The organism is Pseudoalteromonas sp. 2CM39R (genome assembly GCF_023161845.1).
In genome coordinates this window covers 271334-288057 of record NZ_JALNTM010000005.1, presented here as the reverse complement: position 1 = coordinate 288057, position 16724 = coordinate 271334, and the positions used below count along the sequence as shown (strand labels likewise).

General features: G+C 40.4%; 12 protein-coding genes. 4 read left to right on the top strand and 8 right to left on the bottom strand.

Annotated features, from left to right (window positions below; genetic code table 11):
- Nucleotides 1-189: 189 nt before the first annotated feature.
- Entirely contained in the window at nucleotides 190-1737 is a 1548-nt protein-coding gene (locus MTF66_RS13725; protein ID WP_248527478.1) for a PAS domain-containing methyl-accepting chemotaxis protein, read from the top strand.
- Nucleotides 1738-1796: 59 nt separating this feature from the next.
- On the opposite strand, the gene clpB is transcribed toward MTF66_RS13725, so the two are convergent.
- From clpB to rluD, 3 genes are all read right to left on the bottom strand, one after another.
- On the bottom strand, nucleotides 1797-4373 hold the full coding sequence (clpB, locus tag MTF66_RS13720; protein WP_063530032.1) for an ATP-dependent chaperone ClpB: 2577 nt from the start codon (nucleotides 4371-4373) through the stop codon (nucleotides 1797-1799).
- A gap of 98 nt (nucleotides 4374-4471) precedes the next feature.
- The gene (gene pgeF / locus MTF66_RS13715) at nucleotides 4472-5194 is read right to left on the bottom strand and encodes a peptidoglycan editing factor PgeF (protein WP_248527477.1); all 723 of its coding nucleotides are present in this window, start codon (nucleotides 5192-5194) and stop codon (nucleotides 4472-4474) included.
- A 5-nt stretch (nucleotides 5195-5199) separates the two neighbouring features.
- Nucleotides 5200-6177, bottom strand: coding sequence for a 23S rRNA pseudouridine(1911/1915/1917) synthase RluD (gene rluD, locus MTF66_RS13710; RefSeq protein WP_058585463.1), 978 nt, complete (start codon nucleotides 6175-6177; stop codon nucleotides 5200-5202).
- Nucleotides 6178-6306: 129 nt separating this feature from the next.
- On the opposite strand from rluD, the gene MTF66_RS13705 reads away from it, so the two are divergent.
- On the top strand, nucleotides 6307-7065 hold the full coding sequence (locus tag MTF66_RS13705) for an outer membrane protein assembly factor BamD (RefSeq protein WP_054561898.1): 759 nt from the start codon (nucleotides 6307-6309) through the stop codon (nucleotides 7063-7065).
- Between the two features lie 210 nt (nucleotides 7066-7275).
- Here the strand turns inward: MTF66_RS13705 and MTF66_RS13700 are convergent, their stop codons facing one another.
- Nucleotides 7276-7614, bottom strand: coding sequence for a P-II family nitrogen regulator (locus MTF66_RS13700; protein WP_054551748.1), 339 nt, complete (start codon nucleotides 7612-7614; stop codon nucleotides 7276-7278).
- Nucleotides 7615-7752: 138 nt separating this feature from the next.
- Between MTF66_RS13700 and MTF66_RS13695 the strand changes: the two genes are divergently transcribed.
- The gene (locus tag MTF66_RS13695) at nucleotides 7753-8301 is read left to right on the top strand and encodes a GspH/FimT family pseudopilin (RefSeq protein WP_248527476.1); all 549 of its coding nucleotides are present in this window, start codon (nucleotides 7753-7755) and stop codon (nucleotides 8299-8301) included.
- Nucleotides 8302-8373: 72 nt separating this feature from the next.
- A complete protein-coding gene (locus tag MTF66_RS13690) occupies nucleotides 8374-8913 on the top strand; it encodes a GspH/FimT family protein (RefSeq protein ID WP_058585465.1) in 540 nt (179 codons plus the stop codon).
- A 6-nt stretch (nucleotides 8914-8919) separates the two neighbouring features.
- Here MTF66_RS13690 and MTF66_RS13685 read toward each other — a convergent pair whose 3' ends face one another.
- The 4 genes from MTF66_RS13685 to MTF66_RS13670 form a co-directional block, all read right to left on the bottom strand.
- A complete protein-coding gene (locus tag MTF66_RS13685; protein ID WP_058585466.1) occupies nucleotides 8920-9345 on the bottom strand; it encodes a type IV pilin protein in 426 nt (141 codons plus the stop codon).
- Between the two features lie 152 nt (nucleotides 9346-9497).
- Complete coding sequence (locus MTF66_RS13680) at nucleotides 9498-12701, bottom strand: pilus assembly protein (RefSeq protein WP_248527475.1); 3204 nt, start codon at nucleotides 12699-12701, stop codon at nucleotides 9498-9500.
- A gap of 12 nt (nucleotides 12702-12713) precedes the next feature.
- Nucleotides 12714-13226, bottom strand: coding sequence for a pilus assembly protein PilX (locus MTF66_RS13675; protein WP_248527474.1), 513 nt, complete (start codon nucleotides 13224-13226; stop codon nucleotides 12714-12716).
- Nucleotides 13227-13673: 447 nt separating this feature from the next.
- Entirely contained in the window at nucleotides 13674-16712 is a 3039-nt protein-coding gene (locus MTF66_RS13670; protein ID WP_248527473.1) for a PilC/PilY family type IV pilus protein, read from the bottom strand.
- Nucleotides 16713-16724: the final 12 nt, after the last annotated feature.

Below are 16724 nucleotides of genomic sequence, written 5' to 3'. Positions count from 1 at the left end.
GATGTTAGACCTTTTAACTAATATAAAAGACTGAGGCTAAACATAATAATTCAGGCAAGATATTGTTTTAGATCAAAGGGAAGATGAAATTATTAAAAGTTTCACAGTTAACACTACACCCCCTCTTCCCTTACATTTTTCTGAGACTATAATCCGCACACCATAAAAAAGTATATTTCGAGGACTCATATGCGTCGTGGGCAAGAAATCGTCAATCAAGAAGTGACATACTCAGATAACCAAGAGCTTGTCTCTACCACAGATTTACGCGGTGTAATCACATACGTAAATAAGGAATTTTGTACTATAGCAGGTTACACCGAAGAAGAGCTTCTCGGAAAAAATCATAATATTGTACGCCACCCTGATATGCCTAAAGCGGCATTTAAAGAGATGTGGGAAAAACTTAAAGAGGGCCACTCTTGGCGTGGCATGGTAAAAAACCTCTGTAAAGATGGTCGCTACTATTGGGTCGATGCGTTCGTTACGCCTATTTATGAGCATGGCCAGCTAGTTGGCTATCAATCAGTGCGTACCAAGCCATCTGAGCAATTAAAAACCCGTGCGATGACACTGTACACTAAAATTAATGATGGAAAATCAATCTCATCATTTCGTGAGAATGTTTCACTCAGACAAATAATGTCTGCGATTTTATTGGTTGCAGGTATTGCTGGGTTAGCTGTGGCCGCCTCATGGATGGTTGCTTTAGTCGCATGTGTCCTTGTAGCATTACTTTTTGCGCTAAATTATGACGAACTTGTAGTTACGCCAAGTCACTTAAAGCAGCAACGTGCAGAGTTTGATTCAGTCTCACGTTATGTATATTCAGGCTCTCATCCATTTAGTATTGCTGCCTATAATCAGCAAATGTTGTTCGCTAAGCTTAGAACTGTGTTGGGTCGCATGAAAGACTCTACTTACTCATTCAAAGACATTGCTACCAACTTAGATAAACAATCGTCACTAACCGAGCAAGGTATTGCTGCACAAGGCCAACGTTTAAGTGATATTGCTACGGCAATGACACAAATGAGTGCAACTATCGGCGAGATTTCAGCTAATACCCATCACACTGCTGATAAGGTTAAAACCACTTACCAAAGCTGTAACGATATCAAACTGCATATTGAAGATAATAGCAGCATGGTGACTGATCTAGCTAACCAAGTAGAGCAAGCAGCCACTACCGCTAATTCTCTTGCTAGTGAAGCCGACAAAATAGGCCAAGTAATGAGTGAGATTGAAGGCATTGCTGAACAAACAAACTTATTAGCGCTGAATGCAGCAATTGAGGCAGCACGTGCAGGTGAGCATGGCCGTGGTTTTGCGGTTGTTGCAGATGAAGTACGCGCACTTTCTTCACGTACTCAAAATGCGACAGCACAAATTCATAGCTCAATTAAAGAGATCCAAGATACGTTATTTAGCTGGTCTAAAGTGATGCAATCAACTAAAGCGCAAGCAGATAGCTGTGTTGATACGACTGCTCACACTCAAACTGAGCTTGCGAGCATCTTCGCACAAATTGATGAAATATCAGGCCTTGCGACTGAAATTTCGACGGCTGCTGAGGAACAACAAGTTGTTAGCACCGATATACGCGAAAATGTAGAAAGCATTAAAGGACACAGCGAAGAGAACTTAAAGCTTAGCTACAACGTGGCTAAAGATGCAGCGGGGCTTGTAGAAGGCTCACGCAAAGTTAACGATATGCTGTTAACTTTTAAAGTTTAAACTTAACTGATACAAAAAAGCCGCATCATAATTGATGCGGCTTTTGTTTTTAGGGCTAATTAACGACTCGAGAAAACAAGTCCATTCTCATCAGCATCAATATGGATGATGGCACCTGGTTGGTAATCGCCACCGAGCAGGCGCTGTGCTAATGGGTTTTCAATGGTATGTTGAATAGCACGTTTTAAAGGCCTTGCCCCATACACAGGATCAAAACCACTTTCAGCGATGCGGTCTAAAGCTGCATCCGTGACTTCAAGAATGTAGCCTTTTTCAGTTAATCGCTCACGTAGCTTACTTAACTGAATGTCAGCAATTTCCTTAATGTGCTCATTAGCAAGTGGATGGAATACCACGGTTTCGTCGATTCGGTTAATAAACTCAGGACGGAACTGACTGACTAATACGCCCATCACTTTTTCTTTTAACGTCGCATAATCATTTGAACCTGCTTGCTCTTGGATAATATCTGAACCCAAGTTAGAGGTCATGATGATCACCGTATTTTTAAAATCAACGGTACGTCCCTGACCATCCGTTAAGCGGCCATCATCAAGAACTTGCAGTAAGATGTTAAATACATCAGGGTGCGCTTTTTCGACTTCATCCAATAAAATGACGGAATACGGACGACGGCGTACCGCTTCAGTTAAATAGCCACCCTCTTCATAGCCAACATAACCTGGAGGTGCACCGACTAAACGTGCCACCGAATGTTTCTCCATAAACTCCGACATATCAATGCGCACCATGGCATCTTCAGTGTCAAACATGAAGCTGGCTAGTGCTTTGGTCAGCTCAGTTTTACCCACCCCTGTTGGGCCTAAGAATAAGAATGAGCCGATTGGGCGATTTGGATCAGCAAGCCCTGCGCGAGAACGACGAATTGCATTTGCAACAGCTACAACAGCTTCATCTTGACCAATCACTTTGTGGTGTAATTGATCTTCCATTTGCAGTAGCTTTTCACGTTCGCCTTGCAGCATTTTCGATACCGGAATACCTGTCCAACGCGATAAAATCTCCGCGATTTCGTCTTCACCCACTTGGTTTTTAAGCAAGCTCATTTCTTGCATTTCAGCTTGTGAAGCAAGGTCGAGTTTGCGCTCAAGTTCAGGGATACGACCATATTGCAGTTCAGACATACGCTGTAAATCGCTGGCACGGCGTGCCACGTCTAAATCAAGGCGTGCCTGCTCAAGCTCTGCTTTGATAACTTGCGTGCCTTGCAGTGAGGCCTTCTCAGCATTCCACACTTCATCTAGTTCGCGGTATTGCGCTTCAAGTTCAGTGATCAGCTCTTGCATTTCGGTGCGACGCTTTTGACTTGCTTCGTCTTTTTCTTTCGCCAGTGCATTGTCTTCCAGTTTTAACTGAATAATACGACGTTCTAGCTTATCTAGAGACTCTGGTTTTGAGTCAATTTGCAAACGAATTGAAGAACCTGCTTCGTCAATTAAATCTATTGCCTTATCTGGTAATTGGCGATCGCTGATGTAACGGTGCGATAACTGCGCCGCGGCAACAATGGCCGGATCGGTAATATCAACCGAGTGATGCAGCTCATAACGCTCTTTTAAACCACGTAAAATCGCAATGGTGTCTTCAACCGATGGTTCATCAACAAACACCTTTTGGAAACGACGCTCAAGTGCCGCATCTTTTTCGATGTATTGACGATACTCATCAAGGGTTGTGGCACCCACGCAATGTAACTCACCACGGGCAAGTGCAGGCTTTAACATATTACCCGCATCCATTGCACCGTCTGTTTTACCTGCGCCTACCATAGTATGGATTTCATCAATAAAGAGGATGACTTGGCCTTCTTCTTTGGCAAGCTCATTCAATACTGATTTTAAACGCTCTTCAAATTCACCACGGTATTTTGCGCCAGCAACCAAAGCACCTAAATCGAGCGATAATACGCGCTTGTTTTTTAAGCCTTCAGGTACTTCACCATTGATAATACGTTGTGCAAGGCCCTCAGCAATCGCTGTTTTACCTACACCTGGCTCACCAATTAACACCGGATTATTTTTAGTGCGTCGTTGTAATACTTGGATAGTACGACGAATTTCGTCATCACGACCAATGACTGGGTCAAGCTTACCTTGCTCTGCTCGCTCAGTTAAATCGATGGTGAATTTTTTTAATGCCTGACGAGTTTCTTCAGCATTTGGGTCTTCTACTTTTTGGCCACCACGAATGGCTTCAATTGCAGATTCAATCTTGCTAGAAGTAATATTCAACGCTTTAAAAATGTCGCCTAATGGGCCTTTATCATCACACGCGGCAAGAACAAACAACTCACTCGAAATGAATTTATCTTTTCGTTTTTGAGCATATTTATCACATAAATTAATTAACGAAATCAGGTTATTTGACAGCTGAACATCGCCACCAATACCTTCAACTTTAAACAGTTTTTCGATTTCTTGGGATAACTTAGTATTTAACTCATCAGCACTGACACCTGCTTGTGCAAGTAGCGCACGCACACTTGAACCATTTTGCTGAAGCAATGAATACATTAAATGCACAGGCTCAATAAATTGATGATCGCGCCCAAGTGCTAATGACTGCGCATCTGAAAGCGCAGATTGAAATTTACTTGTAAATCTATCTAAACGCATAAGGGTTTACCTATTAAAAAATCTAATTGCTTAATTAATGGGTATGCTTAGTGATTTGTTCAAGTAAAAGAAGAAAATTTAATCGCAAAAAAGGCGTATTAATTGCGCCAGATCAAGCTCGCCATACGGCCTGTTTGTCCGTCGCGGCGATAAGAGAAAAACTGTGATTTTTCAGTGACGGTGCAGTGCTCACCACCATACATTTTGACCACACCTAATTGTGCCAATTGCTGGCGTGCTAGTAAGTAGATATCAGCCATGTATTTTTCGTGCTTGGCTGTAAAGGCTTGTTGATGCACAGGGTTTTGCGAACAAAAACACTCTTTTACTTCTTGCCCGACTTCAAATTGCAAAGGACCAATAGCTGGGCCTAACCAAGCAATAATATCGCTTGCTGGCGCTTGAAAGTGCGAAACCGTGTTTGCCAATATACCTTTCGCTAAACCACGCCAGCCACCATGAACAGCAGCGACTTCATCCCCTGAACTCGAGCAAAGTAATACCGGCAAACAGTCTGCGGTCATTATCGCCAGCGGCTGCTTTACTAAACGGGTGTAAAGCGCATCAGCAGAGCGTAGTTCGCTTAAATCAGAGTGCTCATCAATCACGACTACATCGCTGCTATGTGTTTGGTTTAACCACACAGCAGGATTAGGCAGCTGATTTGTAAGTAAGGCGCGATTTGCAAGCACGGCTTGCTCATCATCACCAACATGTAAACCCACATTAAAACTATCAAAGGGTGCAACCGAAACACCGCCCTGTCGGGTGGTACTCAGTGCGCTAACAGAGTTTGGGGCAGTCCATGCTGGTGTGATCATAACGCTTAAAACTCGATATTTGGGTTTGCTTTAGTATCAGCGCGTAAAGCTTCTGTCATAGCTGCCATATCATCTGGAATTGGCGCTTGCCAAGTCATTAGCTCACCAGTGATTGGGTGCGCAATTGATAGCTTAACAGCATGCAATGCTTGGCGTTTAAAGTCGCGTAGCATTTGAAACAGCTCAGGTGTAGCACCTTTTGGCGGGCGCGGACGACCACCATACAGTTGATCGCCAACTAATGGATGGTTTAAATAAGCCATGTGTACACGAATTTGGTGAGTACGACCTGTTTCTAGGCGTAAACGTAGGCGTGTATGTGCACGGAATTTTTCTGCAACACGATAATGCGTAACTGCTGGTTTGCCCATTTCATGCACGGCCATGTGAGTACGTTTTGTCGCATGGCGACCAATTGGTTTTTCAACCATGCCACCTGCTGTCATTGTGCCATTACAAATTGCTTCGTATTCACGGGTGAAGTTTTCACGCTTTTGTAAAGCAGAAACTAAATGAGTTTGTGCCGGAATTGTTTTCGCCACCACCATTAAACCTGTGGTGTCTTTATCTAGACGATGCACAATACCTGCACGAGGCACATTAATGATGTCAGGATAATGATGTAGCAAAGCATTTAATACCGTGCCATCTGGGTTACCCGCCCCTGGATGTACTACTAATCCCATAGGTTTATTGATCACCAAAATATCATCGTCTTCATAAACGATGTTTAATTTGATATTTTGTGCCTCGTATTCACGAGGGGCTTCGATGGTTGTTTCTACACTCACCACTTCGCCACCGAGTAGTTTTTCGCGCGGTGTGTTTAATATTTCGCCGTTTACAGTGATTTTATCATCCAAAATCCACGTTTTTATACGTGAACGAGAATAATCAGGGAACAATTGCGCTAATACTTGGTCTAGACGTTTACCGCCAAGGTCAATTGGAACCTCGGCTTGGAGAGAAATTTGCTCTGACATTAGTAACTTTACCCAATTTACCAGTGCAAGCTGTGCTCGACTGGGTTAGAATCGCTTTAATATAATACGTATAGTTTACTCGGTTTTCCTCACTTGGCCTAGCCGAAGACATCGAAGGTAAGAAATAAAATGATAAATAAAATAGGGAAACGTGCGTTCGCCATAGTTTTTTCAGTATCTGTACTTGGCTTAGGTGCCTGTTCATCAGCACCAGATCAAGAAGATATCCAACGCGTTCCTAATAAATCTGCGCAAGCTTTATACGAAGATGCAAAACAAACATTAGATTCAGGCTTGTATGCTCGTGCAATTGAGCTATTAAGTGCTATTGATTCTCGCTACCCTTTTGGTCCTTTATCAAAACAAGTACAAATGGACTTAGTGTTTGCGCATTATCAAGCAGGTAATACTGAACAAGCACTAGCAACTATCGACCGTTTTATTCGTTTAAACCCAAACCACAAAGACTTAGACTACATGTACTATATGCGTGGCTTGGTAAATATCAAAGCGGATGAAAACGCATTCCAAGAATATTTCGGTGTGGACCGTGCCGACAGAGATGCAAACCGTACTCGTGTCGCATTTACTGATTTATCAACGCTTTTAAAACGTTTTCCTAATAGTGCCTACGCACCAGAAGCGAAAAAACGTTTAGTGTGGCTACTGAATAAAATGGCACGCTACGAGTTAAAAGTTGCTGAATACTACTATGAGCGTGAGGCATACCTTGCTGCTGCAAACCGTGGTAAATATGTGGTTGAGCACTACTCACAAAGCAGCTACCTTGATCAAGCACTAGAGATCATGGAAAAAAGCTACAACAAACTTGGCTTACCTGAGCTAAGTGAACACGCTAAAGCGACGCGAGAAGCTAACAAGCGTTAAAATAGACTAATAGCAAAAAAGGCGCCTTAGGCGCCTTTTTTAATGTTTGCGATCGAATATACCCAAACCAACCCTATGGGCGCTCACAGGCACTTACTCTCATCGTTGTTACTTCTTAAAAGGGACTACCATTCTTGCAAAGTAACGCCTTGGTATTAAGCACCTGTGAAACGCTGAATTCTGCATCTTGAGGTGGCTTGGGTATACTAATTAAATCGCATCTTCATCTTCTTCGGCAGTACGAATACGTACAACACGCTCAACATCAGTGACAAAGATTTTACCGTCACCAATTTTACCTGTTTGCGATGTTTTAACGATAACATCGATAGCACGGTCAACATCTTCGTCGCTTAATACGATATCTAGTTTCACTTTAGGTAAAAAGTCCACCATGTACTCAGCACCGCGATAAAGCTCGGTGTGCCCTTTTTGACGGCCAAAGCCTTTTACTTCGCTTACCGTCATACCTGTGATGCCCACATCTGATAATGCTTCGCGTACATCATCAAGCTTAAATGGTTTAATAATTGCTTCGATTTTTTTCATTTTCGGGTTACTTATTATTTCTCTATTGCCTCGATTTTAGACAATCCCATTGCTGATGGCAAACAAAGCTATGAATTACGGTGATTAAATCAGCAATCATGATATTATTAAACAAAGTGATTCAAAATAGAGACAACAATGAAATCATTACAACGGGGTTTTACATTATTAGAGCTGATGGTCACGCTTGCCATTGTTGGTATCGTTGCTCTAATAGCACTATGGGATAGCTCAGACATGCTTGAAAATGATCGAGCTGAGAGCTACTTATTAGAGTTAAAACGCACACTTAGTTTTGCTCGCGCAAAAGCAACAAGTAGTGATGCAATTATTGTTGTGTGTAGTGGTAATACCAACAGTATCGAAACCAATATACGCACTCGTTGTTTATTTAATTGGGATAATGGTAGTGTATTTGTATTTTTTGATTCAAACCAAAATGGTGTTTACAACCCAAAGGTTGGCGATATCATTTTAAGAGTCATGGAAGAAGTGCCTGAGAACAGTCAGTTAAATTTCACTGGCGATAACTTTATCACATTTGATACCAGCGGTATGCTCACTTCAGATCCAGGAAAATTCACTTATTGCCCTTCAAAAGCTGATAACGATAATAACAAACAACTAGAAGTGTCTGCCTCAGGGACTGCTTTATATATTGGTACTACGACAGATGTCTGTAATTAAGCTTAGTAAATTGACAGCCCCCACTCTCGAATTATAGTTAAATAAACAGTCGCAAATTTGGAGTCTTCAAGGATGAAGGCATTTACAACTCTGCGCAGCCTCAATGGGGCGACGTTAATTGAAAGCCTCTTAGTGCTATCAATTTTATCACTCCTGCTGCATATCGCTTTATTTGAATATAAGCCACTTCTGGCTACAAACCGTTTAGAAAGCAACATGCAAACGGTGAAAAGAGCGCTGCAGTTTACTCGCCTAAAAGCGCAAACAAATGATGCCTATGTCACCTTCTGCGCCTTAAAACACAACAGATGCAACAAAGCTATATGGCACAAATCGTTAACCGTTTTTGTAGACAGAGGCGTGCTAGGTGTATTTGAAAGTGGTGATACTAAACTAATGGAAATCGAAGCTATAAGTAAGTTTGACATGCTAACATACCCGCGTCGTGCAGTTACGTTTAGTCCAGCGGGTATGCCGATGGGATTAGGCAATGGTACATTTATCTACTGCCCAGAATACATAAAAGCAAGCCTCAAAGGGCTTGCAATTAGAGTCAGCCCGATAGGCCGAGTTAGATTAATTGATACAGATAGATGTCAAACTGATAATTAATAAAGCTTATTTACCCCAACAGGTGCTTGAGTCAGCAGAACCTGTTGACGTTTTTAAACCTGTATCAGAAATAGACAATGTTTCACATTCAGCATCTTGTAATGGTGGGCCAGATTTAGGTGTTGCCTTAAATGTAAATGTACCTGCATCATTATCTACCTTTACACTAATGGTATAAAAGTTACTTTCTGTTGTCGTAGAAACACCTAAATCAGCAATTGTGCTTGTATATTCTCGGTTATCGACAAAGTATTGCTCTTGTTTATTAGCTGCATCTAATAACGAAGTAATTGCCTCAGTTCGAGCGGTACGTTTTACGTGCTCAAAATAACTAGGAATAGCAATGCTAGCGATGATCCCCAAGATAGCTACGGTAATCATCAACTCGATTAGCGTAAAACCGTTATGACTCTTTGTTCTTATAAAGTTCATTTTTTAAAAACCTATATAACTGTTTTTAGAGGAATTACCTCTATTTTTTCTTATCTTAGATGGCTGACAATAATTATGCAATTAAGGCGGGTACTTAAATAGCTACCATATGCTCTGCCTAAACATGTAAGGCAGAGCATTCACTTAGTGCTTTATTGGCTATTATCGTTTCGCTCTTGCTTATAAATGAAAGTTTGTTGTGTTTTAAAGCCAAAACCAATAGGCACTGCATCACTAACAAGTTTAATTTTACCATCTTCAATAACTAAACCTGGGCCTTGGATCTCCTGTACTTTCAGTGGATTTTGCTCACCTTTGATACCTGGACCAATGGTTAAAAACTGGCTTTGCTCTTTAACCTTTTCATCTGTGTTGTCATCACAATAACCATCGCTATTACCATCAACACAGCTGTCACCTACACCGAAATAAAGTTGAGGAGTATCAGGAACATCATTCGAGGTAGTAAATTTCAAGCTGTCATACACTTTTGTACCGTAATGTAAGTGGAAAGCGTATAAACTTCCTGAACCACCAGTTAGTGAGCACTGATTCGCTGTTTCTGTAGATGAAGCTGGTGTATAGGTTGTGAAATAAGCGACACCACCGATGACTGTACTTGCTGCAAGGGACTTTTCACCTGCAGAAGCTAAATTGTAATACCAACCGTGATACTCACCTAACTCAATTTCTAAGTCAGTAAATTTATCCACGTCGTCCAGAGCATTTCCAAATGGATCAGAATCCATATTCATCAAGTCTGCTTGTGTAATTGCTGCTGGTACATCACTACCAAGGAATGGCTGAGTTACAGTATTGATATCACGGATCATGAATAGCTGATCGTTAGTAACAGTGCCCGTTGGTTTAGAGCGGTTACCACTACCTATTAGCACAGCATCAAATGGCGTATCAATTCGTGTAGTCACTGTTTCACCATTGACGGCCGTTTCTGATACTTTGCTGAACATAGTTCTAGCAATCAAAGGTTTATAGAAAAAGCGGCGATCTTGGGTTGAAAGTGCACTCCCTAAGCTTGCTAATTTAAAATGTGTCCATGGGTTTTCTGAATCTGTGGGGCTGTCAGAAGGCATATCAACACGCCACACATCACCGCCTGTATCCGTTGCATACAGCCTATCAATATAACCATCATAGTCAGAATCTAAGATACTAATATCTGACGCAATACTATGCTTACCTAAAAAGCCATTCTCACTCGGCGTTAATGCCCACACTTTTTTGCCCGTTTGCGCGTCAACAATAAAAATACCACGTCCATGGGTATCATCTGTACGAATAACATTGTCTTTGTTTGTATCGTAACCCGCACCAAAAATAAGCACGGGCCTGTCTTTATAACCATCTAGATTCACATACGTCACTGTAGGTTTAGACCAAGTTTGCCCTAATTCTTTAAAGTCACCTGTGCCACCTACAATTGGTTGATCCCACAGTAAACTTGGCGAGTCTGGGTTAGTTACGTCGAGTCCGTAGTAGTAATTTCCACCGCGTCTTAAGCCAAAGAATGCCCAAACTCGGTCTGAGCCATTTACTACTCCATCACTATTTTTATCATCAAAGAATACAGAGATTGGCCCGTCAACACCATAAACCTTGGTATCTGCTTGGTTATCACGAAGCGGCTTTATTATTTTATACACGCTTTTAGGAATAAACGCCCAGCTTTCACTTAATACATCATTTTTATCTTGGAACATGTGCAAGTAACCAGCATTAGTGCCTATTAAAACTCGGATATCATCATTACCATAATCAATTGTTACAGGTTTTGAATGCAGAGGATCACCGAAAATATCTTTTCGGGGATCAGATGTGGATCCATCTTTGTCCTCGTCATAAACATCGATGCCTCTTGACCATTTAACGGTATCAACCAACTCGGTTTTATCAATATCAAAATAAACTGCAGCCTTTTGATTACTACCGTATTCGCGAGCTAAAGCGTATGCCCAAAAATTAATTAATCGGCCGCCTGAAGCATCAGTGTAAACTTTACGACTATCTAAACCTGATAGAAATAAGTTAACTCCTCCGAGTTCAACAGAATTACCATCTGCAGTCTCACCGCTCGGTAACCAAAAGGTTTTTGCATCTTTATCGATTAACCCATCTTCATTTAAAGCAGGTTTACCACCCTTATCGATTATCTGATCGCCAGATACTTTTAGCTTTTTCAGATTTCCGCGCCAACGGGCCCCTGTTTTTGGATAAAACATCGCATAATAAATTGATTCGCGACTACGAGTTTGGTCTACGTTATTACTTGCTACAGAGGGGGCTGTAAACGTATCGTTCACTTCTCGAATTTGAGTAATCGTATTTTTAAGGGCTTCAGAAAGTTGCTCTGCAGTATTGGCATGTAGGTACTTACCACCACCCTCAGCTGCTGTTTCTGATAGTAAGCGCTTACCATTGTCACTCATACCAGAACCAAAACCTATGGTATAGACACGACCTGTTTCGTGGATGTCTGTCGTCGTTGGCCTTAAATCAACTTCAACATCTTCAGTACCGTGAATGATTTTTGCGAGCTTATGTAAGTAAACACCAGCGATTTTATCATCACTTGATAGAGAGCTACCAAAATACGACTTGTGTAACGCGCTAATATTAGAGTCTTGTTCATTATCAGAGCCAGCTGATGGGTCACCATCTGTCATATAGATAATGTTAACTGAGTTATCACAGCGCTTTATTTCTTCTGAATTATCAAACGGGGAAATGTATGAGCTGTTATAAGCAATGCGGGGTTCATCCCAACAAACATACCTCCACCCCCTGTTATAGCGCCATTCACATACCTCCTCCATATATGTACTTGTTTCGGTCTTCTCTATGGACGTATCACGTAGTGCGGCATTAACTTTTTCACCGTAGAAAAGACTTTGCCCTGTTATATAAAGGTAGGCTTCCCATAGTGTTTCAGTCAGTGGTGTCCCGCCATCGGCTGGCAGCCCCGCAATTGTGGTTTTTAAGGCTGATATTTCTGAACCAATGCCTGCAAGCACATAGCCACCATTGGTACTGTTAAAACGCATTAAGCCAAAATCAATGTCATCGTTACCATCAACCAGTTTAGTAATAGCATCCTGGGCAACGCCTAAACGGCTATCACTACATAAAATATAACCACGTGAGTAACCACAACTGTTACCGGAACTAGTCGAAAAAGCCATACTACCTGAGGTATCGAAAACGATAAGAACACGAGGCTTTTCATCTAGATTGGCATTGTGATTGACATATAATTCAATATCTTCCGCGTGACCCAAAAAACTAAATACTGCTAAAGAAGTTAGCAGTATAAGCTGAGTTATTTTTTCTAAATTCATCACTTTTCTCCACTAACCACCGGTATTGAGGCTAGCCATTTCTTGGGCAACGCCTGTGCTGATCGTTAAGGTATGTTTACTTTTAGTGCCATAAGTAATAGTGGTATCTACTTGGACCATGTTACATGACACACCGGCGGTAAAGTTAAATTTACGTGGGCATGGTAAATCTAGCGCACCATTATTTAGATTTGTCATAGTATTAGATGCACCATCCATATCATCCATACCAAAACCGCCCTCAGGTATTTCAGATGCCTTCATTAAAAAAGCACTATTGCCACCTGCTGCTGCTTCATTTGCGATAACTTTTTGCACTGTACCAATTAAGCTATTTTCAGCAGTCTCACGCTCTTGAGCTGAATTTGTAATTTTTATATCTACACTGCTGCTATTCATTAAAGTCACAGCTATACCTGTCACAGCAACGACCATAATCAAAGCAATAATAAGCACTATGCCTTGTTGTTTGCGTATATTAGGAACACTGTATTTTCTATTCCGACTAATTGAAAAATTTTTCATAGCAAACCTTCGTGTTGATATTTCATCTACATTTCGCCTAGTAATACCTAAGTCAGAAAAATCAGGTAAAAAGTGTTTTTAAATTTAAAAAACACAACCTATTAATGCTAACTAATTAGTATTATAATAAATACACAATATCATTCCAGTTATTTATTGAAAAATTTAAAGATTTAATTAAAGAAAATATAGGAAGGTAAAAAAGAAAATTCCAATCAATTTAAAATGTTACAAACCGCCTAGTGTTAAAATAAAAAAATAAAGATATTACAACAATTTAAGTGTAAACCTTTCATTACAAAGTTACTACAAGAGATTATAAAGTTAGATAATTAGCATGAAAAAGTGATTATAAAAAAGCGTTAAACCCAGAAAAAATTCCGGGTTGAAAAACACAAGTTAAATAAAGAAAATTTAAAAATAAAAACTAATTAATGAAAATTTTAATCATGAGCTATTATCATTTTTTTCTTGCTTATAAATATAACTTTGATGGACTTCTAATTTAAGAGGTTCTTCATCATAAAGCTGAACATTGCCATTTTCATCGACGCTAGGGCTAGGCCCATTAATTACTTTTGGTGCAGTTTTCTTACAGTTAGTTGTACAATTAGAATCTTCATTTGGTAACTGTAAAATAAATACTTCCCCATCTTCAACATACATAGTTGGTGTATCTGGTAGTTCTGCCGCTGTTGGGGTCCTTCTCCAGTCATAAACTTTGGTCCCATAGTGAAGATGAAATGCATAAAGATAACCTTGCCCTTCTGCAATCGAGCACTGTGAATCCGATGATGAACTGGTATCGGGTTTATATGTAGTAAAGTAAGCAACGCCTCCTAACACAGTAGCCTTCGAAGTTGCCTTTTCACCCCAGCCTAAATTAAAGTACCAACCATCTTTTTCAGCTAAATCAGCTTCTAATTCAACAAAGTCTTTCAAACTGTCGGTCACTTTGGCAAACGGATCACTATCTACATTCATTAAATCTGATTGCCAAATTAAATCTGGTATTTCATCCTCTTCAAAGCTTCGAGTTACTGTGTTTACGTCACGAATCATATAGAGCTTATCATTTACCTTTAAATTAAAAGGATCTGTGCGATCACCACTGCCTATAAGCACCGCATCAAATGGAGTATCAATTCTTGAGTAAGTTTTTTCACCATCAAGTGTTGTTTCTGTTACTTTACTGAACAGAGTTCTTGAAACATATGGCTCATAAAAAAAGCGGCGGTTATTATTGCCTAATTTTGCAAGTTGAAAATGCGTCCAATTTTTTTTGTTGTTTGTTGCTAAGTCAACTCGCCAAACTCCACCACCTGTATCACTTGCATACAGTCTGTCAGTGTAACCATCGTAATCAGAATCAAGTAAATGTATGTCTGACGCTATACTATGCTCCCCTTTAAAGCCACCTTCTGAGTTTGTTAACGCCCATAGTCTTTTGCCTGTTTGAGCATCAACGATATACAAACCGCGCCCTTTTGAGTCAGCAGAAATAGAATTATCTTTATTCGTGTCGTAGCCGGCACCAAATACTAATAGAGGTCTATTTTCGTAACCTTTGAGATTAATATAAGTAACCTGAGGTTTAGACCAAGTTTGTGCTAATTCTTTAAAGTCTCCTGTACCGCCAACAAGAGGACCTCCCCACATTAGTGCAGGTTTGTTGGGGTTTGTTATATTTAGTGCATAATATTCATTACCACCTCTTCTTAACCCAAAAAAAGCCCATACTCGATCAGAACCATTAACTACACCGTCATTATCCTTATCATCGAAGAATATTGAGATAGGCCCGTCGACACCATAAACTTTTGTGCGCTTTTCTTTATCCCGCAATGGCTTAATAATTTTATATAAGCTTCTTGGTATAAAGGCCCAACTTTCCTTTAAGACATCATTTTTATCTTTAAACATATGCAGATAGCCTGCGTTGGTACCAATGAGGATCCGAACATCACCTTTTCCGTAGTCAATAGTGACAGGCTTAGAATGAAGAGGATCGCCAAATACATCCTCTCGCGTTTCCCGTCGATCTCCATCACCATCTTCATCATAGATATCAATTCCACGAGACCAATTAGAAAGGTTATAAATATCAGAAACTCTCAAACTTGGATCACCAAAAGCGGCTGCGGCTTTTCCAACAGTTCCGTAAAACGCCATAATACTTAAGCCTCTAAAGTGACGTATAATGTCATCTTTAAGGTTTGAAATAATCTTTCTAGAACCACGTGCAAGAGCGATGCTATTTTGTTTTGCTAAGTATGCATTCACTCCCCCTGACTGCACGATATTACCGTCTGGTAGTGCCGTATCCTCGGACCAAAAGGTTTTAGCTGTAGATAAAATTGCACCATCACTATCTACTGCGATTTTTGAGTTAGCATCAACCACGCTACCACCTGACACCTTCAACTTTTTTAGGTTCCCTCGCCATCGAGCATCGTTAGAAGGTAAAAACATAGGAAAATAAACTGCATCGCGATGTGATAATTTATCTGAATTATTTGATGCTACCGATGGCGAAGAAAAAGTTGAGTTGACCTCTCTGATATCGGTAAGAACATTATTAAATGCCTTACTTAACTCTTCTGGAGACTCTGCGAAAATATAATCACCACCACCATTATCAGCAGTTGCCTGTAAAATATCTCCTGCGTTTTTAGATAAACCTTTACCAAAACCAATCGTGTAAACATTCGCGCCATCTATAACACTTGTTTCAGGATATATATCCCTATTTTCATTCTTTTTACCATGAAGAATTGTTGCCATTGAGGGTAAATGACTCTTACCAACTGCTTCAGGTTCAGTACCATAAATACTTTTGTACAAGCGTTTAATATAGTCATCTTGACCAACATCCCAATAAGGCTCACCGTCTGTCATCAATATGATATTAACGCTATTATCACAACGAATTGGATCACCTGAGTACTGCTTGAATGGAGAAATATACTTGCCACTTTGTTCTATAGAAATATCACGTTCCATGGGGTCTACTAAATTCGCATAGGATATTTCATCGCCCGTTAGGTACCGCCATCCTTCTGTAATGGTTTCAACAAGGGGTGTTCCTGCCTGTAACGACGTTACATCCCAGTTTCTTATGGTATTTTTTATCTTTTTATGGCTTGTACCAATCCCATGAATAACATATCCACCCGTCCCCTTAATAAGCCGCATTAAACCAAATTCAATATCACTATTGTCGTTAATTAATGTAATCATCGCTTCCTGTGCGACTTCTAAACGACTTCCTTCAGGACATAGTGCGAGTTTCCCCTTACTTCTACAGACTTTGCCCGTCTCTATCGAGAATGCCATGCTATTTGATGTATCAAAAACAAGTAAGACTCGTAATTTTTCGTCTTCCGCTACGTCATAATTTACATATAGATCTATATCTTCAGCATAAAGGTTTTGGCAAAATACACATGCAAAAATAAAAAATAGGCTGTTTAACTTCATTTTCATACTCGCCTTACT